The sequence below is a fragment of the Rickettsia typhi str. Wilmington genome (genome assembly GCF_000008045.1).
GTDB classification, from domain to species: domain Bacteria; phylum Pseudomonadota; class Alphaproteobacteria; order Rickettsiales; family Rickettsiaceae; genus Rickettsia; species Rickettsia typhi.
Genome location: NC_006142.1, coordinates 878,600 through 905,423, shown reverse-complemented (window position 1 = coordinate 905,423; position 26,824 = coordinate 878,600). Strand labels below are relative to the sequence as shown.

Here is a 26,824-nt window from a genome sequence, read left to right as displayed (position 1 = left end):
TATAAAAATTAGCTTTGTTTATATTAAGTTTAAAAATTGTAAAATAATTTTTTAACTTTCAGAACAATTACTTAGTAACATTGTATTAAACAAAAATTCTGTTTTATTATTTGTTATTGCTGTAATTTATGCTGATTTTCATTCCAGTTCATAGAATAGTAAATTTATTAATATTTTAGCTCTGTTCTTGCATTTTAAGCTGTTCAATGCTTTTCATACTCTTCATCTATAATTAAATTTAGAAAGTTTCTTGTTCTTTTCTCGATTTCAATTCTTGAGCATCAGTATATCTACATAACAGAGCGCAATTATTATTTAAGAGAAGAATTATTAACAACAAGGCATACCTTATGTACAAAGCAACAATATCAATATAATTTAGTGAAAGCTATTTATAAAATTTTAAATAGCAATTCTCTTTTACAGGAGTTGATTAGTGTATATAAATCTCAAGGACCAATTACTATTTTTCAGCAACTCTTTATATAGACTCAAATTAGTTGCAACAGCAACATATCTTAGTTAATATATCCATATTATCAATACTTTTAATTTATCACTATTAAGATCTTTAATCTTGATTGTTATATTTTATATTACAGGATAAATATTAGTATGCTAAGATATTACTTTTAAAAATATTATTACTGGTGTCAAAATTTTCTTTTACTATTCATAGTAACTATAAAAAAGCTAGAAGTGGTGTGATTACCACTGCTCATGGTAAAATTCGCACACCAACTTTTATGCCAGTTGGGACTAGAGGTACAGTTAAGGCAATGTTGACTGAATCGGTAGTTGAGACCGGAGCAGATATATTACTTGGCAATACTTACCACTTAATGTTGCAGCCAAGTGCTGAGCGTATAGCATATCTTGGTGGTTTGCATAAATTTATGAATTGGGATAAGCCTATACTCACTGATTCCGGTGGTTTTCAGGTAATGTCGTTATCGAAGTTACGCAAGATAACTGAAGAGGGGGTAAGCTTCAGATCTCATATTAATGGTAATAAATATATGTTAACGCCTGAGTATTCCACTGAAATACAATATTTACTCGGTAGTACAATAACTATGGCACTTGATGAATGCACGCCTTATCCTTCAACTTTTGAAGAAGCCAAAACTTCTATGAATCTTACGACTAGATGGGCAAATAGATCACGTGATGCTTTTGTTAAGCGCGAAGGCTATGCACAATTTGGTATTATTCAGGGCAGTGTTTATAAAGAATTACGTGAGCAATCGGTGAAAGATTTAGTAAAATTCGATTTTGATGGTTATGCTATAGGAGGGCTTGCAGTAGGTGAGGGGCAGGAACTTATGTTTAAAGTTCTTGATTATGTTTCTGATTTTTTGCCACAAAATAAACCACGTTATTTAATGGGAGTTGGGAAGCCTGCTGATATTATTGGTGCAGTTAGTAGAGGTATAGATATGTTTGATTGTGTAATCCCAACTCGTTCAGGTCGTAATGGTCAGGCTTTTACAAAATATGGTACAGTTAATATACGCAATAGCAAATATGCTGAGGATAAAGCGCCGCTTGAGTATGATTGTAAATGTCCTGCTTGCACTAATTACACGAAGGCTTATTTGCATCATTTAGTTAGAATCCGTGAGATACTTGGTCCTATGCTAATGACATGGCATAATTTAACATATTTTCAAAATCTCATGAGTCGTATTAGAGCATATATTAAACTAGGTAAAGATTTTGATTTTGTAAATTAAAATAAAAGTAAAAGTGTTTGTTTTATCGTATGATTTAGCATAACTTGTTTTATGTCATTCTTAAATTGCATTGTTGTGCAGTAAAACCTACTGTATTACACTTTGTAACCAAGTTATCAATTAAAATAATAATATTAATCATTATGCAAAATATTGATTTAATATCTGAAAAAGAAGCTAAAAAATTATTAGAAGAACTCGCTGATAAAATAGCGATGTATAATCATGCTTATTATATAGAAGATAATCCGTTAGTCTCAGATTCGGAGTATGATCAGCTATTTAATCTCAATCTTAAATTAGAGAATACATTTCCTCATTTAGTTTTAAGCAATAGTCCTAGCAAGAAAATAGGGGCGAAAATCACAAATAAATTTGCTAAAGTTATACATCAAGCACCTATGCTATCTCTTAGCAATGCTTTTGATGAAGAGGATATAAGAGATTTTTTAGAACGTATAAAAAATTTTTTACGCATTAATGAGTTTACTCCTATATTTTGTGAACCTAAAATAGATGGTTTGTCTTTTTCTGCTATTTATAAGCATGGGTTGTTTATAACTGGAGCAACAAGAGGTGATGGATATGTTGGTGAAGATATAACGATTAATATCAAAACAATAAAAAATTTCCCGCATAAAATAGATAATGCTCCTGAGTTTTTAGAAGTACGCGGTGAAATTTATATTGAGAAACAAGATTTTGTTAATCTCAATAAAGAACAAGAAGCGCAGAACAGAGGGAAATTTGCTAATCCTCGTAATGCTGCAGCAGGGTCTATTCGTCAACTTGATGTTGCTATTACAGCTCAAAGACCGCTAAAATATTTTATATATTCAGGTGGGGTAACTGAGAAGAATCTTGCGTCTACACAAGAGCAATTACTTGCAAAATTGAAGGCGTTAAGTTTTAGCGTTAACGAAATATCTAAACTTGCAAGCTCTGAAGAAGAAATTTTTGCTTTTTATGAATATCTCAAAACAAATAGGCATAATTTACCTTATGAAATTGATGGGGTAGTATATAAGCTCAATAATTTTGCAATGCAAAATAGAATGGGATTTATTGCACGATCTCCACGTTTTGCTATTGCTCATAAATTTCCTGCTATAATAGGACAAACAAAGCTGCTTTCCATTACGGTGCAAGTTGGTAGAACAGGTATGTTAACGCCTGTAGCAGAACTTGACCCTCTAGAAATAGGTGGGGTCGTTGTTAGTAGAGCAACACTACATAACTTTCAAGATATTGCACGAAAAGATGTGCGTATTAAAGATTATGTATTTTTGCAACGTGCTGGTGATGTTATTCCTCAAATCACAGGCGTTGATATAAGCAAACGTTCGAATGATACTGTAAAGTTTGATACTCCTGTATTTTGTCCATCATGTAATTCTAAATTGCGTTATGTGTCTGAAGATATTATTATACGCTGTGATAACGGTCTTAACTGTCCTGCTCAGAATTATGAGCGTATCTGTCATTTTGTATCAAAGAATGCCATGGATATTGCAGGACTTGGACGTAAGCAAGTCGCATTTTTAATAGATAAGAGGTTAATTAGTAATCCACTTGATATTTTCTTTTTAAAAAAGAAAAATGAAACAAACTTAATTAGACTAGAGAATATGGATGGCTGGGGTAAGAAATCAGTAGCAAATCTTTGGCAAAATATAGAAAAATCACAAAAAATTAGCTTGCAACGGTTCATATATGCTCTAGGTATTAGGCATATCGGTGAACAAAACGCAAAATTACTTGCTAGAGAATTTGTGAGCTATAATAATTTTATAGCTCAAATGGAATTGCTGAGCAAAAACGATTCTGATGTTTATCAAAAGCTAAATGATTTAGAAGGGATCGGTGATAAGATGCTAGTAGATATTATTGATTTTTTTTACGTTAAAGAAAATATACAACTTATCAAAAAACTTGGTGCAGTATTAAATATCGAAGATTATAAAGAGACTAGAGAACAAAATATTTTAACAGGTAAGATATTAGTATTTACTGGTAGTTTAAAAACGATATCTAGAGTCGAAGCTAAAGAAATAGCTGAAAAGCTTGGTGCTAAAGTTGCATCTAGCGTATCATCAAACACGGATTTATTAATAGTAGGTGTGAACGGGGGAAGTAAGCTTAAAAAAGCTAAGGAGCTTAATATTAAAATTATTGATGAAGCAGAATGGCTTGCATTCATAAAATGCTTAGAAAAAGAAGTTTAGTATAAGATAAGAATCAATTAATCTGAGAAGTAATTATAATCAGAAACTAAGACATTATTAGATTATCAAGATTCTTTCTAAAGAAAGAAAACACGTATTAGTAAAGTCAATTACTTTAAGCGACCAATCCTGTTCTTTTTTATAAACCTGTTATAAATAATAATAGTTACGAGCCACTAATTAGGTTTATTTTTTATAATTAGAAAATTATTCAGATCAAATTATCTATTAATTGTATTCGTTATGGTTCTAAGCAATTAGAAGTCTTATAAAACTATTATCAACTCTAAAATCTTGATGTATATTAGTGCTATTAAAGATTTGATGTCCTTTAAGAGAATAGGGGATTGATTTTTCTTGATACGCCTTTTGATATCAAGCATGAGTTATTGAAAGTACTTACAAAAATTAAACTACGAGTTCTTAATAATCACGTCTTAATTTGCTATCACTATCATTATATTTGCTCAGTCATTTTTGCCACAATTGCAAAAAAAATCGTATTTAAAAACTATGATGGAATATGTGCTTTTAAATAGTATTTAAAATATGATTAAGTATGGATTAATGTTAGTCAACAATCAAATGTGATATCACGAATTAATAGAAGATTTAAGCGAGATTTTAAACTTTAAATGACATATATTTATCTTTAATATTTTCTATATCTTTTTACTGTTTATAATTTTGCTTATTCAAGGTCGTAGCAGTATTAAATAATACTACATTATTTTGTAGTACTGCATCAAAATGAAGGAAAAAATATAAATCAGTTATGCGGATTGAGTAATATAATATCGCTTAACAAACAAGAATAGCAAATCTATAATATGCTAAAAACTTTAATAATGAAAAGATTGTGTTGCGATAATTCTATAATAAAAATCCACAAGATTTCATTAAGCAGCAGTAATAAAATAGCAAGAATAAAGGTAGGTGTAACAAAACTCAATTCAAAATATAAATTTTTTCGCAACAGGCCACTAGCTATTTGGTATAAAAGTAAACTCATATATATAATATCTTGGCATTTTAACTAAGCTTGATAAAATAATTAGTATGATACCTCTTATGATGATGGAATATAAGCCAGAAATTACTAGCAATTATGGAATTATGAAACGCAATTATAAAAAGAAAAGAAAAAAGAAATGTTCCAATAGAGGTATTGATTTACAAGCTAAAAAAGCAACTTAGCTATTGTAGCAGTCAATGAAATTATTATAAAAGATGCAAGTAGTTTGTATTATATGTTTGACTTTATTTTCAATTGCTGTAAATCATAAACTATGATCAAACTTTTATATCCTCAATTTTGGCAGGAGCGAAATATTATAGCTTATTTGCTTTTGCCTATAAGCTTAATATATCAATTTTTAAGTTATTTACGAACTAGTTTAGCATGTCCGGTTATATTACCTGCTAAAGTTATTTGTGTTGGTAATTGTAGCGTAGGAGGCACAGGTAAGACTCAGATAGTAATTTATCTAGCTAAATTACTAAAAGCTAAAAATGTATCTTTTGTTATAATCACTAAGGCTTATGGCAGTAACATTAAAAGTACAACTATAATACAGAAATGGCATACAGCATTAGAGGTAGGAGACGAAGGTATAATGCTCGCAAAGTATGGAACAGCTATTGCAGCTAAACATATTAAAGATATTTTACCGTTAATTAATGAGCTTAAACCTGATGTAATAATAGTTGATGATTTTTTACAAAATCCTTACCTTCATAAAGATTTTACTATAGTCTCAGTAGATAGTCAAAGACTTTTTGGTAATCGATTTCTAATTCCTGCTGGTCCTTTAAGACAAAATCCAAAGCAAGTCCTTGATGCAGCGGATTTAATTTTTTTAGTAAGTAGTAACCAAGATCAAATACCAAATGAACTTACTCCTTATATAGATAAAGTCATAAATGCTCAAATAGTACCTTCAAATAATATAGACAAAACTAAAAATTATTTTGCTTTTAGCGGTATTGGTAACCCGCAGCGTTTCTTTTTAACTTTAGAAAATTATAGATTAAATATAGTAGGTCATAAGACTTTTCCTGATCATTATAATTATTTACAAGCAGATTTAGAAAATTTATATTCATTAGCTAAAGAGCATAATGCTATCTTAATTACTACAAGAAAAGATTATGTTAAATTTAATTATTTAAATAATAAGATTATTTGCTTAGATGTCGAATTATCTATCAACAATCCTGATTTATTAAATGAAAAAATTTTTAAAAAAGCTTAGATACTTAATTGAGTATTTTATCGTTATTATATTCCTGAAAGTAATAGGAATATTTGGTATAGATAAAGCGTCAGATATTTGTAGTTTTATAGCAAGAAAAGTCGGTATATTATTCGCTGTTAATAAAATTGCTAAACGTAATATTAAAGCAGTATTCGGTGATATGTATGATGTTGAAAAAATCATAGATCAAACTTGGGATAATTTTGGTAGGTTTATTGGTGAATTTACATATGTTGACAAAATGGATGAATCTGAGTTAGAGCGTAGAATCGAAATAATAGGTAAAGAAAATATTCAGAAACTTGAAGATCAACCTTTTTTACTATTTAGCGGTCACTTTGCTAATTGGGATATTAGTCTTAAGGTTCTTAAGAAATATTATCCGAAAGTGGCTGTAATTTATCGGAAAGCCAATAACCCATATGTTAATAAGTTGGTTAATGAAAGCCGTGCAGGTGATAAATTGAGACTTATACCAAAAGGTTCTGAAGGGATCAGAGCTTTAGTTAGCGCTATCAAAGAGGGTGAATCTATTGTTATGCTTGTTGACCAAAAAATGAATGATGGCATTGAAGTACCATTTTTAGGGCGTCCCTCTATGACTGCAAGTGCTATTGCTAAAATTGCTTTACAGTACAAATATCCGATTATACCTTGCCAAATCATTAGAACTAAAGGAAGTTATTTTAAAGTAATAGTGCATCCACAATTAAAGTTTGAGCAAACCGGCGATAATAAAGTCGATTGCTATAATATTATGTTTTATATTAATCAAATCCTAGGAGAATGGGTGAAACAAAATCCTGCTCAATGGTTCTGGTTTCACAATAGATGGAAGAAATAATATGGGATGTATTACATAACTTGGTATTATCGTTCTACAAGAGATGTAGTGTACAGCTATTAATAGCTCTACTCTTTATTTTGTAAATTTCTTGCGCTTAAAGTTGATCTGTATATTATTAAACTTCATTTCACTTTCAAGTGTTACTCTATACTACAGTATGTAATTTTTTTCTTGATGGTATTTTTAGCATTTATTAGATGATAAATCTGCTTAACTAATCAAGTAAAAACGTAGTTTTAAAATTTATCTTTTGATACTCAGATAATCACCGTATTAAATCTATCGAATATTGGTTTTAGTTTGTTAAAATCTTGTTCTGCAATAGTACATCCATGTGTATCGTATTTCAGATAATATTATGTATTTTCCTTTTAAATCAAATAGTCTCATGACTTTTTACATATGAAGAAATTTTTTTCGATATGTAATAACATACTTTAATTTATTTGATACAAAAATATTTAATTTCTGAAATTGTTTTTCATCATTATTTATGATAACTTACATATACTAAGTTTAGTTTTAGGTTTTATGAGAACTAATCACTACAGTGTCAGTCAAAGTTTTCATACAATTCTTTCAATTATTACTTCAGAGCATTAATATTTCAGATTAAATAAAAAATCTCATTAAGACGTCGTCTGTTAAAAGTAATAACTTAGAAGTTAAGGATAGTGAATACCAAAAATAGTAATATTAAAATTTAATAAAGGAATTTAAAAGGTGATAAGGTATATAGATAAGTTCTTGTAAAACACTTGATGATTTCAAGTAAGAAAATATAACATTGAACATTAAAAATATTTAATAAAAATGTTACCGTTACTTTTTGAAATAGTATTTTTTCGATTCACATACCAAGAACTTGATAAAAGACAGTGAGGTGCAAACTAGATAAATTTAATAAGACCTGATACTTACTATCAGGTAGCACAAAGCGTTGTATAGATAAAAAGGAAAGATCAGAAGTGGACAAAAATTTATAGCTTATAGCTTTATGTAAAAGTAAAAATTGAAAATGCAAAAATGCATTAACGCTTAGTAGAAAATTAGTAACAATATTATTATGTGATTTATTAACGGAATATTCTAATTAACATTTTAGTTCTGGATACATAAACAATATAAGGTATAATAGGTATTATTTATGACTATTACAAAAAACAAAATTTCACTTATGTTAAACTCAAAATTGGGTTTTTCAAATAATTTGTGTGAAGAAATAGTTAATACAGTTTTTTCGAATATTTTAGAAATAGCAAAAGTGCAAAAATTAACTTTAAAAAATTTCGGTAGTTTTGAAGTTAAACAAAAAAAACAACGTCCTGGCATAAATTTCCATACTAAGTCGCCAGTAATGATAGCATCAAAAAAGAATTTGCGTTTTAGTCCTTCTGAAAAATTAAAAGCTTTAATTAACAAATCTATGCGATAACGATAAATTATTTAGTATGATTTGAACAACTTTATTTTTATATCAGTGTATTAGCGTAGATGTGAATTGAGTTAATATTATTATACCATAAACTTGATTACGTGATCTATAGAATTTGTTGTATCAGATTTGGATGTCAAAACACGTTGTGACACAACGAAAAACTTAATATGTGCTTAGCTAGGTGATCTATATAATAACACATGTATTTAAGAGTATATGACAAACAATAAGCTCACAAAAAAATATTATGCTGCTAGTGAAGTGATCAGGATTTTAAATATTGCTTTACATAAATTAAGATATCTAGAGACCAAAATACCGAATTTATCTCATTATAAAATAAATAATAGAAAATATTATACTGTCCATGATATTGATCTTCTTCAAAAATTTTTGTTTTTAAGCAGAAGAGAGAAACATTCAGAAGTATGTGGGTATTCAAATATACAGTGTGCTTCAGACAGGTCTCGACAAGATAAATTTCAAGGTAAGTCTGCAGAGTTTATATTAAACTTACCTGTTCAGCAACAGCAAGACTCGCGCAATGCGTTTATGTTGAGCTTGATTGATAATACTGTATTGAGTAGAATCGACATATTACTTACAAACTTTCATAATTTATCTATTCAAATAAAAAAAATTTTGTTGATTCCTTGATGACTTTATAGTATTCGCTATATCATAATTTAAAGGAGGTTGTGATGAAAATAAGACAAACAGCAAAGCCCGTAATTATAGGCATATCTGGGTCTGAATTAACCGATGCTGAACGAGAATTATTTGAAGCGCATAATCCTTTAGGTATCATTTTATTCCGTCGTAATATTAGAAAGAATGAGAAAGGTGAACAGGATAAAGCAGCGCTTATAAAGCTTATCGAAAATATAAAAGAAGTATTAGGTGATAATACTATCATTGCTATAGATCAAGAAGGTGGTATGGTAAAAAGGCTTATCGCCCCAACTTTTTATGATGCGCCTGCAGCTCAAAGTTTCACTGAATTACAAACATGTAAATACAATTATAGCACAATAGCCAAAGAGTTAAGAGAAGTAGGTATTAATCTCAATTTTGCACCAGTAGCGGATTTAATCCACGATGGAGCAGATAATATAATTAGTGATAGAAGTTTTGGCAAAGAGCCGGAAATAGTCGTACCTTTATGTTTATCTGCTATAGAAGGGTTACAAGAAGAGAAAGTAACTGCTTGTATCAAACATATTTCAGGGCATGGTAGAGCTACGGTAGATAGCCATATAGAGTTACCTATTATTGATACCAGCCTAAAAACACTAGAAGATACAGACTTTAAAGTATTTAAGGAGTTAGCGAAGCACGATTATATTAAGCTTGCTATGACTGCGCATATAATTTATACATCTCTTGATCCTGACAATCCTGCGACTTTATCCAAAATAGTTATTGATTATATTAAAAATAATATTTGTTTTAAAGGGATTATTATTTCCGATACAATCGAGATGCACGCTTTGAGCGGTAGTATGACAGATATTACTAAAAGAGCTTTAGATGCGGGAGTAGATATAGTACTTGAGTGTACTGTGGAATTTAACAAAATGTCTGAAGTTTTAGGTAGTGTTGCAGAAAATTCGATAGATAAATTTTCTGATTTATTAATTTTTTAATGCTATTTATTTATTGCTAAGAGGTATTGTGGCATAGATTGGAAAATGGCATTTGTATTAATCTAGTAACTTGTTTATTTAGTCCAGTAAATCCAAGGTTAATATTAGTATTTTAAAATGGATTCCATGAATAAATCATAGAATAATATTCAAATATTTAAGAGATGGTCGTACGTACAATTATCTTACAATAGTACTTCTAATATAATCTAAGTTAAACAATTTTATGAAGTAACTATTAATCTGTTTTATAATTTTTAGTTAAAGATTAAATTGTTTGCATAGTTATGCACAGTCTTTGAGATTTAAGTTCTAAAAACTATAGGAATATAGGCATATTATAGAATTTTATGTGGCATGAGGTGGATGTGATTTGCGATATTATGAATCTGCTGAGCAAAGATTTAGATAAAGCAGATATAGAACATGAGATATATATGCGTCTTAAAGAACCTTATTCTGTTTTAAAAAAGATGAAAAGGAAAGAAGTACATATTTATTCATTGAAAGACTTGATCGCATGTAGGATTATAGTTAAATCTAAAGATCTATGTTATAATGCTTTGGATGTAGTTAAGAATTCTCCGTATTTAGATTGTTTATACACCAAAGATTATATTAATAGACCAAAAAGCAACGGATATCAGTCTCTTCATAATATAATGCAGCTTTTACACTCTAAACGTACGGTTGAAATACAGATCAGAAGTAGAGATATGAATCAATATGCTGAGTTTGGTAGCGCAGCTCATTTAAATTATAAAGAAGAACAAGACCGTCATTTTAAAAAAGCTTTTGACATTACTAATGATACAATGCTTTCTAAAGCGCGTCAAATGCTGAAGCAATTTGCAGGATTAGAAGAGCAAATTGTAGAATATGAAAAAGAAATTATGTGTATTTGGCTAAATACGATGAAATGGTGAAATGGCAGAAATAGAAGTGCTAATAATAAGGAGTATAAGGTTTATTATTGTGATAAGCTGTGATTGTGTAGATTAGTAAAACTATTGTATGTAACCTAGTGTGTTTAATTACTGGAGTTAGTTCTTGGTATAATTCTTGCACAACTTTATTTCATTCTTTTGTATGCAGTATTAGTAAAACTCGGAATCTATCTTTTTTATTTAAAATTTATTTGTTATTATGGTGTTGTAACCCTAGATAGTAATTTGTGTTCGTGCAATAAAATGCTTGATCCCGTGTTCAAGATACATGATTACATATGTAAAATTGATACACAATGGTAACTCATTATCACAATAATCAACTATATTTTAACACAAATGTGATAAAAATATAACATTTATTAAAACTTTATAAAAAAACTACTGTGATGCTTGTAATTATGTACAATATATAGTACAATTAGCCCGTAGTTTAGAAACTATTAAAACAAAATATTTAGGTTATTTCCTTATCAAATGTGGGATATCTTGACTCATATTTGATTAATTTGTTTTAATACTAGATACTAAATTTTAACTTAAATATGGGAAAAAATTATGGCTCAAAAACCAAATTTTCTAAAAAAAATAATTTCCGCAGGATTGGTAACTGCTTCCACGGCTACTATAGTTGCTGGTTTTTCTGGTGTAGCAATGGGTGCTGTTATGCAATATAATAGAACAACAAATGCAGCAGCTACAACTGTTGATGGTGCAGGATTTGATCAAACTGGCGCTGGTGTTAATCTTCCTGTCGCTACAAATTCGGTTATTACTGCTAATTCTAATAATGCTATTACTTTTAATACTCCAAACGGTAATTTAAATAGTTTGTTTTTGGATACTGCAAATACTTTAGCAGTAACAATTAATGAAAATACTACCTTAGGGTTTGTAACTAATGTTACTAAACAGGGTAACTTCTTTAATTTTACTATTGGTGCTGGTAAAAGTCTTACCATAACAGGTCATGGTATTACTGCTCAACAAGCTGCTACTACAAAAAGTGCTCAAAATGTTGTTTCAAAAGTTAATGCTGGTGCTGCTATTAACGATAATGATCTTAGCGGTGTAGGATCAATAGACTTTACTGCTGCGCCTTCTGTATTAGAATTTAATTTAATAAATCCTACAACTCAAGAAGCTCCTCTTACACTTGGTGATAATGCTAAAATAGTTAATGGTGCTAATGGGATATTAAATATTACTAATGGGTTTGTTAAGGTTTCAGATAAAACTTTTGCTGGTATTAAGACAATTAATATCGGTGATAATCAAGGTTTAATGTTTAATACTACTCCTGATGCCGCTAATGCTTTAAATTTGCAAGGAGGTGGTAATACTATTAATTTTAATGGAAGAGACGGTACTGGTAAATTAGTATTGGTCAGTAAGAATGGCAATGCTACTGAATTTAATGTTACAGGAAGTTTAGGCGGTAATCTAAAAGGTGTTATTGAATTTGATACTACAGCAGCAGCTGGTAAGCTTATCGCTAATGGAGGTGCTGCTAATGCAGTAATAGGTACAGATAATGGAGCAGGTAGAGCTGCAGGATTTATTGTTAGTGTTGATAATGGTAATGCAGCAACAATTTCCGGACAGGTTTATGCTAAAGACATAGTTATACAAAGTGCTAATGCAGGTGGACAAGTCACTTTTGAACATTTAGTTGATGTTGGTTTAGGCGGTAAGACCAATTTTAAAACCGCAGATTCTAAAGTTATAATAACAGAAAACGCAAGCTTTGGTTCTACTGATTTTGGTAATCTTGCAGTACAGATTGTAGTGCCTAATAATAAGATACTTACAGGTAATTTCATAGGTGATGCAAAAAATAACGGTAATACTGCAGGTGTGATCACTTTTAATGCTAATGGTACTTTAGTAAGTGGTAATACTGATCCAAATATTGTAGTAACAAATATTAAGGCAATCGAAGTAGAAGGTGCCGGGATTGTACAATTATCAGGAATACATGGTGCAGAATTACGTTTAGGAAATGCTGGCTCTATCTTTAAACTTGCTGATGGCACAGTGATTAACGGTCCAGTTAACCAAAATCCTCTTGTGAATAATAATGCGCTTGCAGCTGGTTCTATTCAGTTAGATGGAAGTGCTATAATTACCGGTGATATAGGTAACGGTGCTGTTAATGCTGCGTTACAAGACATTACTTTAGCTAATGATGCTTCAAAAATATTAACACTTAGTGGGGCAAATATTATCGGCGCTAATGCTGGTGGTGCAATTCATTTTCAAGCTAACGGTGGTACTATTCAATTAACAAGCACTCAAAATAATATTTTAGTTGATTTTGATTTAGATGTAACTACTGATCAAACAGGTGTTGTTGATGCAAGTAGTTTAACAAATAATCAAACTTTAACTATTAATGGTAGCATCGGTACTATTGGCGCTAATACTAAAACACTTGGAAGATTTAATGTTGGGTCAAGTAAAACAATATTAAATGCTGGAGATGTTGCTATTAACGAGTTAGTTATGGAAAATGATGGTTCAGTACACCTTACTCACAATACTTACTTAATAACAAAAACTATCAATGCTGCAAATCAAGGTAAAATCATAGTTGCCGCTGATCCTATTAATACTGATACAGCTCTTGCTGATGGTACGAATTTAGGTAGTGCAGAAAGTCCACTTTCTAATATTCATTTTGCTACTAAAGCTGCTAATGGTGACTCTATATTACATATAGGTAAAGGAGTAAATTTATATGCTAATAATATTACTACTACCGATGCTAATGTAGGTTCTTTACACTTTAGGTCTGGTGGAACCAGTATAGTAAGTGGTACAGTTGGTGGACAGCAAGGTCTTAAGCTTAATAATTTAATATTAGATAATGGTACTACTGTTAAGTTTTTAGGTGATATCACATTTAATGGTGGTACTAAAATTGAAGGTAAATCTATCTTGCAAATTAGCAGCAATTATATTACTGATCATATTGAATCTGCTGATAATACTGGTACATTAGAATTTGTTAATACTGATCCTATCACCGTAACGTTAAATAAACAAGGTGCTTATTTTGGTGTTTTAAAACAAGTAATGGTTTCTGGTCCAGGTAACATAGCATTTAATGAGATAGGTAATGGAGTTGCACATGCTATAGCAGTTGATTCCATTTCTTTTGAAAATGCAAGTTTAGGTGCATCTTTATTCTTACTTAGTGGCACTCCATTAGATGTGCTAACAATTAAAAGTACCGTAGGTAATGGTACAGTAGATAATTTTAATGCTCCTATTTTAGTTGTATCAGGTATTGATAGTATGATCAATAACGGTCAAGTTATCGGTGATCAAAAGAATATTATAGCTCTATCGCTTGGAAGTGATAACAGTATTACTGTTAATTCTAATACATTATATGCAGGTATCAGAACTACTAAAACTAATCAAGGTACTGTTACACTTAGCGGTGGTATACCTAATAACCCTGGTACAATTTATGGTTTAGGTTTAGAGAATGGTGATCCAAAGTTAAAGCAAGTAACGTTTACTACAGATTATAACAACTTAGGTAGTATTATTGCAACTAACGTAACAATTAATGACGATGTAACACTTACTACAGGAGGTATAGCCGGGACAGATTTTGACGGTAAAATTACTCTTGGAAGTATTAACGGTAATGCTAATGTAAAGTTTGTTGACAGAACATTTTCTCATCCTACAAGTATGATTGTTTCTACTAAAGCTAATCAGGGTACTGTAACTTATTTAGGTAATGCATTAGTCGGTAATATTGGTAGTTCAGATATTCCTGTAGCTTCTGTTAGATTTACTGGTAATGATAGTGGTGTAGGATTACAAGGCAATATTCACTCACAAAATATAGACTTTGGTACTTATAACTTAACTATTTTAAATTCTGATGTAATTTTAGGCGGTGGTACTACTGCTATTAATGGTGAGATTGATCTTTTGACAAATAATTTAATATTTGCAAATGGTACTTCAACATGGGGCAATAATACCTCTCTTAGTACAACATTAAACGTATCAAACGGTAATGTAGGTCAAATAGTTATTGCTGAAGGTGCTCAAGTTAATGCAACAACTACAGGAACTACAACCATTAAAATACAAGATAATGCTAATGCAAATTTCAGTGGTACACAAACTTATACTTTAATCCAAGGTGGTGCCAGATTTAACGGTACTTTAGGAGCTCCTAACTTTGATGTAACAGGAAATAATATTTTCGTAAAATATGAATTAATACGTGATGCGAATCAGGATTATGTGTTAACACGTACTAACGATGTATTAAATGTAGTTACAACAGCTGTAGGAAATAGTGCAATTGCAAATGCACCTGGTGTACATCAAAATATTGCTATATGCTTAGAATCAACTGATACAGCAGCTTATAATAATATGCTTTTAGCTAAAGATTCTTCTGATGTCGCAACATTTATAGGAGCTATTGCTACAGATACAGGTGCTGCTGTAGCTACAGTAAACTTAAATGATACACAAAAAACTCAAGATCTACTTGGTAATAGGCTAGGTGCACTTAGATATCTAAGTAATTCTGAAACTGCTGATGTTGGTGGATCTGAAACAGGTGCAGTATCTTCAGGTGATGAAGCGATTGATCAAGTATCTTATGGTGTATGGGCTAAACCTTTCTATAACATCGCAGAACAAGATAAAAAAGGTGGTCTAGCTGGTTATAAAGCAAAAACTGCTGGTGTTGTAGTTGGTTTAGATACTCTCGCTAATGATAACCTAATGATTGGTGCAGCTATTGGTATCACTAAAACTGACATAAAACACCAAGATTATAAAAAAGGTGATAAAACTGATATTAAGGGTTTATCCTTCTCTCTATATGGTGCCCAGCAGCTTGTTAAGAATTTCTTTGCTCAAGGTAGTGCAATATTTACCTTAAACAAAGTCAAAAGTAAAAGTCAGCGTTACTTCTTCGATGCTAATGGTAAGATGAACAAGCAAATTGCTGCCGGTAATTATGATAACATAACATTCGGTGGTAATTTAATGTTTGGTTATGATTATAATGCACTGCAAGGTGTATTAGTGACTCCAATGGCAGGGCTTAGCTACTTAAAATCTTCTAATGAAAACTATAAAGAAACTGGTACTACAGTTGCAAATAAGCGCATTCACAGCAAATTTAGTGATAGAATCGATTTAATAGTAGGTGCTAAAGTAACTGGTAGTGCTATGAATATAAATGATATTGTGATATATCCAGAAATTCATTCTTTTGTAGTGCACAAAGTAAATGGTAAGCTATCTAAGGCTCAGTCTATGTTAGATGGACAAACTGCTCCATTTATCAGTCAGCCTGATAGAACTGCTAAAACATCTTATAATATAGGCTTAAGTGCAAATATAAGATCTGATGCTAAGATGGAGTATGGTATCGGTTATGATTTTAATGCTGCAAGTAAATATACTGCACATCAAGGTACTTTAAAAGTACGTATAAATTTCTAATCATTATTGATGAGTTTAGTGAGTTTATAACTTGATCAAGAAAAAAGCCCATTTTTTTTAAACTGGGCTTTTTTCTATTTACTTATGTAATGAGGTCTTACTGTATACGTAGTATTGCAATCATTGATACTAAAGTCTCTTTCATTGTCAAAGTAATATTGCAATCTAGAGAATAATTTAACAAAATTGTTTTCCACATTACTTTATACTGCAATATAGTAAAAACTACTCCAGACAATAATATTTACTCACATATTATGTCATCTAGGGCACTTGAGCTTTACATTTGTTAATTAATAATAAAAACTAAATATCTTAAGCTATTAATACTGAAGTGACATTAATGCTGCCTTTATAGAGGATATGGCTGATGCAAGTGTTAATCTCTAATCGGTTAGGTTTATGTTATCTTATCGAAGATCTGAAATACTCAAAAAAAAGCTAAAACAATTTTCTTTAATGATCTAACTAGAGCTAGTAATAAAAAGCATCTATTCCTGCATTGGGTGTACTCGTGTTACTTAATAAAAACAAGTATGATATATGTTTATGAAACTTCTGAATATATTGTATGCAAAAATATGTAAAATGTGTATATAAGTAATATGTACTTTGACTCTATTAAATTTTGCTTTACCTCAGTAGAAATGCTGTAATAATTAGATAAGAAAATTTTGAGCTAATCATCTTATCAAAATTTTTAATCTTAAATGAAATTAGTCAGAACTTTTCCTGATTAATGCAATAACAAAGCCGGCAGTAGTCAAAATAACTCCAATCCAAATAAAACTAATCATTGGCTTATAATATATTTTAGCGTGAATTATCTTACCATCTATATTACTTAAAACGGCGTAAAGATCATATAATAAGTAAGAATATATATCACTTTCTTGTGATAAGTTTTGCTCTATTATATAGAATCTATTTTCTGGTTTTAATATAGTTATATTATTCTTATGATCTTCAAGCCAAAATTCAGCGATTTGTCTATAATAATTTTTACCTTGAGCAAACTTAATATTTTGTAATGTTACTTTGAATTCGTTGAAAGTTTCACTTGTGCCGACTTCTCCGATGAAATCCATTACACTTTGTAATAATGAATTCATGGTAATGCTGAAAGCAATGAGCGCAACACCAAAATGCCCAAGTATCATACTAGTGCTACTCGCTTTGAGACTTTTTCTAAAGTAATTAGTTTTAACCAATAGATAATGAACATTATGAAGCATCAAAAATATAGATGTTATTATAGTTAAAATCGATATAATGCTAAATTTTACTTTTAATGATATTAAATAAGTAATTATGAGAGATAATATTAGAATTATAATATGTTTTTTAATAGAGCTATTAGTAGTAAATAATCCTATAGTACAAAGAATAGGGATAACAAATATAATAAAATTATTAATAAAAAATGCTTCATTAATAATAATTGATTTATCATTAAATAAAGCGTAAATTGTGGGGTAAAGTGTAGCACATATTAAGACGATAAGACTAAAGAGAAAGAATATATTGCCTATGAGTATAGCTTTTTCTATTATTGTCATCTCGCAGTTTGAGTGTGTGCTACAGTTAAAAGTATTATAAATTGTCTTTTCAATACTGCAATTAAACCGTAGGATAACATATAGTCCTCCAATTCCTATAATCAAAAATATCCAAAGTAAGTATATTACTCGCTCAGGTGAGAATGCAAAAGAGTGGATAGAATTAATAAAACCGGAACGTACTAAAAAAGTGCTAAATATTACTAATAAGAAAGTGATTATAGATAACATTATAGTCCAGTGTTGCATTCTATTTGTTTTGGTAGTCACTATGATGGAATGATGTAACATAATGCCTGATAACCAAGGAAATAGTGAAATATTTTCTACCGGATCGAAAAACCATAATCCACCCCAATTGAGTTCTCTATATGCCCACCACGAACCAATGCTAATTCCTATAGTAGTAAATAAGATACCACATCCAGCAAATATTTTGAGAAGACGTATAGATGTAATATGGTAGCTTAACTGCGTTCTCTTGTAGAACGTGTAGTATCCTGAAAGATCATTATCACGTCTCGATATAAAAGAAATGAGAAATATAGCACAAACAATAGTAAATGGTACGGCGTAGCTAACATAGCCTAAATAAAGTATAGGAGGATGGATACTCAAAGCAATATCTTGTAGCATTGGGTTTAAACCTAATCCTTCTTTAGGAACGAAAGAAAACATATAAAATGGGTTAGAAGTAAAATAAATAAAACTACTAAACAATAATTGTATAGCTGATAGAATAATAATAGATGAAAATTTCAGCATCTTATCTTCAAGGTAGAATATATAACAGCAACTAACGATTTGTAATAAACAAAACCATAATAACATTGAGCCTTCATGGCTTGACCAACTACCTGATATTTTATATATTAAAGGTTTTAAAGTACTAGAGTGTAAAAAAACATTTTGTAGTGAAAAGTCAGAAGTGATAAAAGCGTATACTAAAGTAGCAAATGCAAGTATAGAACATAATGAACTTGCGTAAAAAGCGAGAGCTTGTGTCATACCTTGGCTTATGCATTGTATCCATGGAAAAAACTTAATGCATATATTATTGCGATGTTTTTTTTTGATAAAGTTATTAATCCAAGGTATGATTAATAGTGTTGATATTCCACTTAAGCACATTGTTGTTAGTAGTAAAAAATTACCAATTTTACTCACTGTTTATTGTGCCCTCAGTCATAGGTAATACAGTAATTTTGACGCTATCAATCTTATTCGCAATTTTCTTTAAAATAATTATTTTCAAGTTAAATATTTCAATAACTTCTCCTTGATTTGGAATTCTAGCAATTTTATGGATTATTAATCCTGCTATAGTATTTGCATCTTCATCCGATAAATTCCAATCAAGTTCTCGGTTAATATCTCTAATAGTCGTAGTACCTTTTATAATGAACTCTGTATTAGATTTCTTAATAATTTCATTATTCAGTCTATCATGTTCATCGGTAATAGGCCCTACAATTTCTTCTATAACATCTTCTAGAGTAATAATACCTAGTAGAGTACCATATTCATCTACAACACAAGCGAAATGATTATTACGTTCTCTAAAGGCGTGTAACTGGTCTACTACAAGTGCATTATCCGGGATAAACCAAGGTGGAGTTAGAAGTGTATTAATATCAACTTTTTTATCATCATTGTTATTTTCGTATAATGCTTTAAGCAAATCTTTTAGATTGAGAATTCCTATTATATTATCTCTATTATCTTTCCACAAAGGTATGCGTGTATGTGCACCAGATAATAAAGTTTTAATGATTAGTTCATGAGGTAAGTCTATATTCAGAGCTATAATATTGCTTCTGTGTGTCATAATTTCTGATACCGACATATTGCGTATATCTAATATCCCACCAAGCATATTACGCTCGGATTTATAAACTCCACCTTCTTGATGGTAATGCTCGATTACGCCTCTTACTTCTTCGGTACTTGAGATTTGAGGATTTAAGTTAATACGGAATATAAAACAAAATATTTTTGTAATGTAATCAAGAGCAATATTAATAGGTTTGAAAAGCTTTAAAAATATTACTATCGTTGAAGCCATTTTTAATGCTAGTTGTTCAGGTTTAGCAACTGCTATTGCTTTTGGTACTACTTCGGCAAAAACAATAATTATGAAAGCCATAACTCCGGACGCGACTATTGTTCCGTTATTACCGAGTAAGCTAATAAAGAGAGTCGTCGCAATAGTAGTACAAATAGTATTTATTAAACTATTACCTATTAATAAAGTGCCTATGACTTTTTCTTTTTTCTTAAGTAATCCTAAAACTGTTTTAGCACGCTTATTACCAGTGATTTTAAGTTTATGTATCTTCCCTGGGGAAGAAGCGGTAATAGCAGTTTCAGTAGCTGCAAATAAAGCAGATAGGGAGATCATTATTATAATAACAATCACAAGTATTGTAGTCATTCTTTGTTAGAATATAAATTAACTATAAATAATTATATTAATAATTATAGATTTTTCCTAATATTTTTTTAACTTATACTAAGATGTATTGTAATACGTAATCCTATAAAAGCTGCGGTACTTACATATTCAGTATATACTCTGCTCATGTTCATTTCTCATTAAAGTATATTACTGCTTTTGATACGAGTATATTTACTCATCTAGAGTTATCATTTATCTTATAATACTGTACTAATGATTGTACTTGATTTTTTGTGCAGCATTTGTTTTTAAAGTGCTCATGCTTTTTGTACTTGTTATTCGTCTCATCAGTAATGTATTAGTTTTATACTTGCTTAAATTTCTACATTGTTCTTTTAGATTTTTTTAGTAGTTAAAATTTAACCTTTAGCAAATTTTATTGCAGTAGCTCATACTAAAGCTTTGCAAGCATTTACTGATTGTTTAGTTTTTAGATCTCTATTCTTACAAGAAAATAAACTTCATAAATATTCTGTTGCTTTTGAATTGAATGATTAACTATATTCATCATTCAAAAAAAGTGTAAACTACTTTGCTTATCTTTACTGTAATTTATAATTTGTATCTTGTATGCAGCGGTCTAATTATAGATTGATTATTTATTAATCACTAAGTTTCATCTAGCATGAAGATTATCTTTTAGTATACTAGACTTTTCTCAATATGCTATTTTTTATCTCATCAGTGTATAAATATTTGTTATAAATATCGGTTTGGCATTTTAGTGCCTTACGTATTTAACGAGTGATGTTTTGAGTGCTATTAGTGGTTTAATTAATTATTTTTCACTTTTGTATAAATGCTTAATTACATATTTTGATTTTTAGACTGCTTTATTAGTATTATTAACGAAAGTTTGTTGCTAGAAGATATAATAGTCAGTTATTGTTCTTCTTGTATTATTGGCTTTGCGTACTTAATTTAAATTATTGATTCTTGAGCTTGAGATTCAAATTTTTTACTAATGTTACTTTTTATCTTTAAAATAGTTAAAGATTTTTGCAAAAAATCCTTGAGATTTTGGTTGTTTTTCTTTAGGATGTGCATATGATATTGTTTGTTCTACTTGTATATCCTTATTGTTATCATTTATCACTTTCTGTGTATTGAAATGAAAATCAATATAATTTTTCTCAGCTTTACCTAAATCTTTGTTAAATTGTCTGGATATTTGTGATACATATTTTTTAAAGTTTTCAGCAGCATTATTGGGATCTTTTAGTATTTCGTGAATTTCAAGTTTCAAACTGTAAATGTGATCTTCAGAAGTAATGCCGAATTTAGCAGTGATAAGATTTGTTGCTTCATCTACAGAAAGAGGCCAAGTTTCTATAATTACTCTATCATCTTGGTTTTTGGCTATTTTTATTAATTTGTCTAATTTTGCTTTTTTAGGTATTGTACCGGAGAGCATATGATTAGTTTCATGTACAAGATTATTAAAAACAGATGTTACTAAACTTATATCTGTAATTGTAGTGGTTTTATCTTTTGGTACGATACCATCGGCTATAGATAAATTTTGATCTGCTTCATTTGTAAAAAAAACATGATCAACTTTTTCTATAATTTGTTTCCAATAAGATTTTAGTGCAGAATTTTGTGGTAATGCATTATATTTATCAAAAGTAATAGTAGTTTTTATATTTAAATTTTGTGCATTAATTAAATCTTGTGTACCAAAAATTGGTTTTACATTATTATTACTAATTTGAATATTAAAAATTGGTATTTTACACTCTTTGCATGATTTTTCTAAGATTTCTGAAAAAATACGTTCTTTATCTGATATATTTGATTCTTTGTTTACTTGAAGTGGGATAATATGTAGCTTATTCAGAGCTTTTTGATTGTTTATTTTATCTAATATTTGATCTTTATTGCCAAATAAAAGAGTAAATATAATAGGCTCAGACATGACTAACCTTTATTAAAAGAATATGCATTTCTATCAAAATTGCTAATTAATTTATTATTTTGAGATACTTTGTATAAGATTTTTATGGGATATTATCCATATCTTAACAAAACCTTAGAATTGGGAGCAAAAAAGTCAGATATTAAATCTTTTTAGCAATTTTTAAAGACTATATTTTTAATTATTAAAAGTTTTGAGATTTAAATCAAGCTATATTTAATAATCCATTCTTTAGATTATATAATTTATCCATTTTATGTGCTAACTCATGGTTATGTGTTACCATAATAACTGTAGTATTTTGTTTTTGTGCAACTTTTAAAAATAAATTAAATACTTCATTTGTGCTTTTTGGATCTAAATTACCTGTTGGCTCATCAGCTAAAATAATTCTCGGCTTATTAATTAAGCTGCGAGCTATAGCGACCCTTTGTTGCTCTCCTCCCGATAATTCTCCAGGCATATTATAGAGTTTTTTCTCAAGTCCTAAATCATCTAATATCTTTGTTGCATCTCTTATTGCTTCTTTTTGATCAAGACCTCTAATCAATCTTGGTATGATAACATTTTCAAGAGCAGTAAAATCTTTAAGTAAATGATGTTGTTGATAGATAAAACCTAAGTAATAAAGACGAATTAGATGGTATTTTTTATACTTGCTATTTGGTATTATGACTTGACCGTTTGTAGGCTTATCAAGTAAGCCTGCAATATGTAGTAAAGTTGATTTGCCACTACCTGAAGAACCGATGATAGCGATTAATTCACCTTCATTAGCAGTTAGATTAAGATCATCTAGTACTTTAACAATAGTGTTGCCTTGTTTATAATGTTTTGAGATTTTTTTTAAAATGAGGACTGTATTATTCATATCTTAGGGCATCCACAGGTTTTAATTTTGAAGCTCTATAAGAAGGATAAATTGTTGCAAGAAAGCACAATATTATAGATAAAGAGGTAATTAAAATAATATCATCAGTTCTGACTTTTGAAGGTAAACTATAAAGAAAATAAATAGCTGCCTCGAAAATTTTGGTACCTGTGATATGCTCCAAATAATTTTTGATAGTTTGAATATTATAAGAAAAAGTAACACCAAGGATTACACCTAATGTTGTACCAAGTAATCCTATAAACATCCCGTTATAGATGAAAATAATCATTATTTGTTTGGTACTTGCTCCCATAGTTCTCAGAATTGCAATATCTGAAGTTTTATCTTTAACAAGCATAAATAAGCTTGAAATAATATTAAATGCAGCAACCGTAATAATGAGAGATAGAATAGTAAACATAGCAGTACGCTCAACAGAAAGTGCACTTAAAAATTGTGAATTTAAGGTTTGCCAATTAAATACATATAAATTTGGGCCTAATAATGATTGTATTTTATACGAATATTGAATAGCTTGATCTGGGTCTAGACTATTAATTTCAATTGAATTAATATCATTACCAAGAGATAAGAAATTTTGTGCTGCAGTAAGCGGCATTAATATCGTTGTCAAATCATAATCATACATACCGCTATTGAAAATTGCAATGATTTCAAATTCTTTTGATCTTGGTATACTTCCAAAGGCAGTAGAAACTGAATTTGGTGAAATTAATCTCAACTTTTCCCCAACAGTTACACCTAAATTGCTTGCTAATTGTTCTCCAAGTGCTATTACGTTTTTGCCATGAAAATTATCAAAACTACCAAAATTTACATTTTTAAAAATTCCATTTCTTAAACTTAAATCATTTAATTTTATACCTTTAATGAGCACACCGCTATTATTACTCTTACCCAGAGCTAGTGCTTGACCGTGCGCAATGTATGTTACATGCTTTATATAATTTTGTTTTAAAAGTGTCGTTTTAATCTCTTCATAATTATCAATATTACCACCTTGCCGATTTATTATTATATCCCCATTTAACCCGATAATATTTTTAGTAAGTTCTAGATGAAAACCATTCATAACAGACATTACTACTATTAATGCTGCAACGCCAATCATGACTCCTACTAAGGAAAAGGCAGAAATAATAGAAACAAACTTTTCATTTTTCTTAGCTCTAAAATATCTCAAAGCTATATTGAAGCTAAAATTATTATTGATCATTTTTGTTATACAATGGTTTATTAAAAGGATCTATTAGTTATTTTATGTTATATTTCTGGGCTATGCAATTAGTCTAAGTCGTAACAGTATATTCTATAATTGCTACACTATCTCATAAATTTCAAAAATTTTATCGTACTTAAATAATTGATTTAATGTTACTAACCCAAATAATGTCACTATGGATATAGTAATGCCAATAGGAGTAAAAGTACCGTTATATAAAAATCCTACTAGTTGCAGCCCAAATGCAGTTAAAATCAATCTAGCTGCAGTAAAAATAGCCGTCATACGAGCTTTGCCGTCTGCAACAGCTTCTAAAAGCAACGGCCATAATATGTTAATCGGATATATCACACCAAGAGATAATAATAAAGTAACTATTGTTATAGTTAAAGGATTATTAATATTATATACAATTAATATGCTATTTCCTAGTAAGAATAATATTATGAATATAACTCCAAAATAGAAACAATTTTTAATACCGAATTTTTTAAAGCAATAACCACTTGAAAAGCTCATTATTGAGAATAAAGCTGCCATTGCTCCTTGATAAAGTCCGAAATATTCTAGAGTTACACCTAAATCTTGCATGTATAAAATGGGTGCAATTCCGATAAATATCCAATATCCTTGTGCAAGAAATATCATTGTAAGTATATAATATATAGCTTTAGGTGATTTAAAAATAGGTATATATTCTTTTAACGAAATACGTGTTTTTTTATTAACTTGTCCTTTTGGAATAAAAAATATACCAAGAATTAAACTAATCAAACCAACTGAAAGTAATAAAATAAAATTAGCATGCCACCCCCAAAATAAATTAACATAGCTACCTATAACAGGTGCTACTGCCATAGAAAGTGCAATAGTACCATTTAAAACGCCCATTAATTTTTGCTGTTCTTGTATCGAATAAATATCGGCGAGTACGACGTATACGAGTACTGCAACTGATGCTATCCCACATCCTTGAAAAAATCTTCCAAATAATATAGTTTCATAATTATTTGCAAATACACAAAATAAACTACCAAGATTAAAAATTAGTAAACCGAGTATAATAATTGGTCTGCGTCCGTATTTATCTCCTAAATTACCGACTATAAGTGAAGTAATACAATAAGCGATTAGATTCACACCGAGTAGTAACTCTGTCATAAAAGTTGAAAGGTTAAATGTATCTTGTATTTCAGGAAAACTTGGTATAAATAAATCTATTTCTGATCCAGCCAGTATTTCCATGATGATTACAGTAATAAGTAATTTCATAAGTTGTTGTTAATTTTATGTTAAAGATTATTGTATCAAAAAGTCTAATCGATTTCATCTTCATCTATGTTATGCATTATTAATTTTTATGTTATCTTCTTCTCTTCTGAGCCTGTGTTGTATCAAAAATAAAAGTATTTTTATTATTTTATTATGGACCGTCTGAGCAAGTTATATCATGATACATTAGATTTTATCAATAATACGCAACAATCGCTTAGTAGTCATGATAGCAAAGCAACACGACACATTAGTTTTTGAGATTCTTATAACACACAATAATTTTAGTGTATTCTTTTCCGTAAAATAAATGAATTATAGTTAATTATCTAACAATTTTTATTTATTAGGAGTATATACATGATACTGTAACAGGAAGACTAAAGGGAAGTGAAAGCAGAAATTTTTAGTGATATATTAGAATAATTACTCTTAACATGCGAGACTATTAATTAAATAAATTTTAAGGTTAATTAAACTTACTTCCTTAACAGTCCCATGTCAATCTTAAAAATTAATAATATATTATACTACTGATTAATCCCCAAAGCTTGTTTTTGAGCATCAGTAGCATTTTCCATTACCCACTTTTGGACATCAGGACTTAACATATTATACTGACTTGCTGTTAAACTAGCAACCCAAGCTTGTTGATCATTAGTACTCATAGCGTGTATTTGGGTTGTGGTGACTGAAGCCGGGTCAGGTATTTGCATTGATGAAGCAAATATTGGGCTTGCAAAAGCTATAATTAATAAAATCTTGAATAAATTTTTCATTTTATAAACCTTTTTGTTTTGTGTTTGTGGTATTAATTATAACAAAGCTATAGTAGCTTTCAAGCTAAATTACATTAAAATTTAAATTTTTTATATTATGGCGCTTTGATTGTAACAAATATATCAAT

At 29.6% G+C, this 26,824-nt stretch carries 14 protein-coding genes and 4 pseudogenes; 10 read left to right on the top strand and 8 right to left on the bottom strand.

Going from position 1 to position 26,824, the window contains the following annotated elements; translation table 11 throughout:
• Positions 1–650: 650 nt before the first annotated feature.
• From tgt to RT_RS03470, 5 genes are all read left to right on the top strand, one after another.
• Positions 651–1,736 (top strand): tRNA guanosine(34) transglycosylase Tgt, encoded by a 1,086-nt coding sequence (tgt, locus tag RT_RS03485; protein WP_011191143.1) that lies wholly within the window; start codon positions 651–653, stop codon positions 1,734–1,736.
• Positions 1,737–1,879: 143 nt separating this feature from the next.
• A complete protein-coding gene (ligA, locus tag RT_RS03480; RefSeq protein ID WP_011191142.1) occupies positions 1,880–3,961 on the top strand; it encodes an NAD-dependent DNA ligase LigA in 2,082 nt (693 codons plus the stop codon).
• 1,059 nt (positions 3,962–5,020) lie between these two features.
• A complete protein-coding gene (locus RT_RS04535) occupies positions 5,021–5,158 on the top strand; it encodes a hypothetical protein (protein ID WP_014419463.1) in 138 nt (45 codons plus the stop codon).
• A gap of 92 nt (positions 5,159–5,250) precedes the next feature.
• A complete protein-coding gene (gene lpxK / locus RT_RS03475) occupies positions 5,251–6,216 on the top strand; it encodes a tetraacyldisaccharide 4'-kinase (protein ID WP_011191141.1) in 966 nt (321 codons plus the stop codon).
• Complete coding sequence (locus tag RT_RS03470) at positions 6,191–7,063, top strand: lipid A biosynthesis lauroyl acyltransferase (protein WP_011191140.1); 873 nt, start codon at positions 6,191–6,193, stop codon at positions 7,061–7,063. The genes lpxK and RT_RS03470 overlap by 26 nt, the downstream gene beginning before the upstream one ends.
• Positions 7,064–7,326: 263 nt before the next feature.
• On the opposite strand, the pseudogene RT_RS04610 reads toward RT_RS03470, so the two are convergent.
• A pseudogene (locus RT_RS04610) lies at positions 7,327–7,462 on the bottom strand (peroxiredoxin); the annotation flags it as partial.
• A 751-nt stretch (positions 7,463–8,213) separates the two neighbouring features.
• On the opposite strand from RT_RS04610, the gene RT_RS03465 reads away from it, so the two are divergent.
• From RT_RS03465 to ompB, 5 genes and pseudogenes are all read left to right on the top strand, one after another.
• Positions 8,214–8,501, top strand: coding sequence for an HU family DNA-binding protein (locus tag RT_RS03465; RefSeq protein ID WP_011191139.1), 288 nt, complete (start codon positions 8,214–8,216; stop codon positions 8,499–8,501).
• 219 nt (positions 8,502–8,720) lie between these two features.
• Positions 8,721–8,948: pseudogene (locus tag RT_RS04605) on the top strand (hypothetical protein); the annotation flags it as partial.
• Between the two features lie 257 nt (positions 8,949–9,205).
• Entirely contained in the window at positions 9,206–10,150 is a 945-nt protein-coding gene (locus RT_RS03455) for a glycoside hydrolase family 3 N-terminal domain-containing protein (RefSeq protein ID WP_011191137.1), read from the top strand.
• Between the two features lie 368 nt (positions 10,151–10,518).
• Positions 10,519–11,090: pseudogene (locus RT_RS03450) on the top strand (bifunctional (p)ppGpp synthetase/guanosine-3',5'-bis(diphosphate) 3'-pyrophosphohydrolase).
• A 565-nt stretch (positions 11,091–11,655) separates the two neighbouring features.
• Positions 11,656–16,593, top strand: coding sequence for an outer membrane protein OmpB (gene ompB, locus RT_RS03445; protein ID WP_011191135.1), 4,938 nt, complete (start codon positions 11,656–11,658; stop codon positions 16,591–16,593).
• A gap of 716 nt (positions 16,594–17,309) precedes the next feature.
• Here the strand turns inward: ompB and RT_RS03440 are convergent.
• The 7 genes and pseudogenes from RT_RS03440 to RT_RS03410 all read right to left on the bottom strand — a co-directional run bounded on the left by RT_RS03440 (position 17,310) and on the right by RT_RS03410 (position 26,696).
• Positions 17,310–19,160 (bottom strand): heme lyase CcmF/NrfE family subunit, encoded by a 1,851-nt coding sequence (locus tag RT_RS03440; RefSeq protein WP_404814608.1) that lies wholly within the window; start codon positions 19,158–19,160, stop codon positions 17,310–17,312.
• A gap of 151 nt (positions 19,161–19,311) precedes the next feature.
• Positions 19,312–20,586: an HlyC/CorC family transporter gene (locus tag RT_RS03435; RefSeq protein WP_011191133.1), complete on the bottom strand. Its 1,275-nt coding sequence runs from the start codon at positions 20,584–20,586 to the stop codon at positions 19,312–19,314.
• 1,000 nt (positions 20,587–21,586) lie between these two features.
• A pseudogene (locus tag RT_RS03430) lies at positions 21,587–22,528 on the bottom strand (hypothetical protein); the annotation flags it as partial.
• A 205-nt stretch (positions 22,529–22,733) separates the two neighbouring features.
• Positions 22,734–23,399 carry an ABC transporter ATP-binding protein gene (locus RT_RS03425; protein ID WP_011191131.1) on the bottom strand — a complete coding sequence of 222 codons (666 nt, stop codon included), beginning with the start codon at positions 23,397–23,399 and terminating at the stop codon, positions 22,734–22,736.
• Positions 23,392–24,639, bottom strand: coding sequence for a lipoprotein-releasing ABC transporter permease subunit (locus RT_RS03420; RefSeq protein WP_011191130.1), 1,248 nt, complete (start codon positions 24,637–24,639; stop codon positions 23,392–23,394). The genes RT_RS03425 and RT_RS03420 overlap by 8 nt, the downstream gene beginning before the upstream one ends.
• A gap of 102 nt (positions 24,640–24,741) precedes the next feature.
• Entirely contained in the window at positions 24,742–25,917 is a 1,176-nt protein-coding gene (locus RT_RS03415) for a multidrug effflux MFS transporter (protein WP_011191129.1), read from the bottom strand.
• Positions 25,918–26,447: 530 nt separating this feature from the next.
• The gene (locus RT_RS03410; protein ID WP_011191128.1) at positions 26,448–26,696 is read right to left on the bottom strand and encodes a DUF2673 domain-containing protein; all 249 of its coding nucleotides are present in this window, start codon (positions 26,694–26,696) and stop codon (positions 26,448–26,450) included.
• Between the last annotated feature and the right edge of the window lie 128 nt (positions 26,697–26,824).

Excerpts from the sequence above, each read along its gene's own strand:
- RT_RS03435 (WP_011191133.1), bottom strand. The coding sequence starts at position 20,586 with ATGACTACAATACTTGTGATTGTTATTATAATAATGATCTCCCTATCT.
- RT_RS03410 (WP_011191128.1), bottom strand. The coding sequence starts at position 26,696 with ATGAAAAATTTATTCAAGATTTTATTAATTATAGCTTTTGCAAGCCCA.
- ligA (WP_011191142.1), top strand. The coding sequence starts at position 1,880 with ATGCAAAATATTGATTTAATATCTGAAAAAGAAGCTAAAAAATTATTA.
- RT_RS03465 (WP_011191139.1), top strand. The coding sequence starts at position 8,214 with ATGACTATTACAAAAAACAAAATTTCACTTATGTTAAACTCAAAATTG.
- RT_RS03415 (WP_011191129.1), bottom strand. The coding sequence starts at position 25,917 with ATGAAATTACTTATTACTGTAATCATCATGGAAATACTGGCTGGATCA.
- RT_RS03440 (WP_404814608.1), bottom strand. The coding sequence starts at position 19,160 with ATGACACAAGCTCTCGCTTTTTACGCAAGTTCATTATGTTCTATACTT.
- RT_RS03420 (WP_011191130.1), bottom strand. The coding sequence starts at position 24,639 with ATGATCAATAATAATTTTAGCTTCAATATAGCTTTGAGATATTTTAGA.
- RT_RS03455 (WP_011191137.1), top strand. The coding sequence starts at position 9,206 with ATGAAAATAAGACAAACAGCAAAGCCCGTAATTATAGGCATATCTGGG.
- RT_RS03425 (WP_011191131.1), bottom strand. The coding sequence starts at position 23,399 with ATGAATAATACAGTCCTCATTTTAAAAAAAATCTCAAAACATTATAAA.
- ompB (WP_011191135.1), top strand. The coding sequence starts at position 11,656 with ATGGCTCAAAAACCAAATTTTCTAAAAAAAATAATTTCCGCAGGATTG.
- RT_RS03470 (WP_011191140.1), top strand. The coding sequence starts at position 6,191 with ATGAAAAAATTTTTAAAAAAGCTTAGATACTTAATTGAGTATTTTATC.
- RT_RS04535 (WP_014419463.1), top strand. The coding sequence starts at position 5,021 with ATGATACCTCTTATGATGATGGAATATAAGCCAGAAATTACTAGCAAT.
- lpxK (WP_011191141.1), top strand. The coding sequence starts at position 5,251 with ATGATCAAACTTTTATATCCTCAATTTTGGCAGGAGCGAAATATTATA.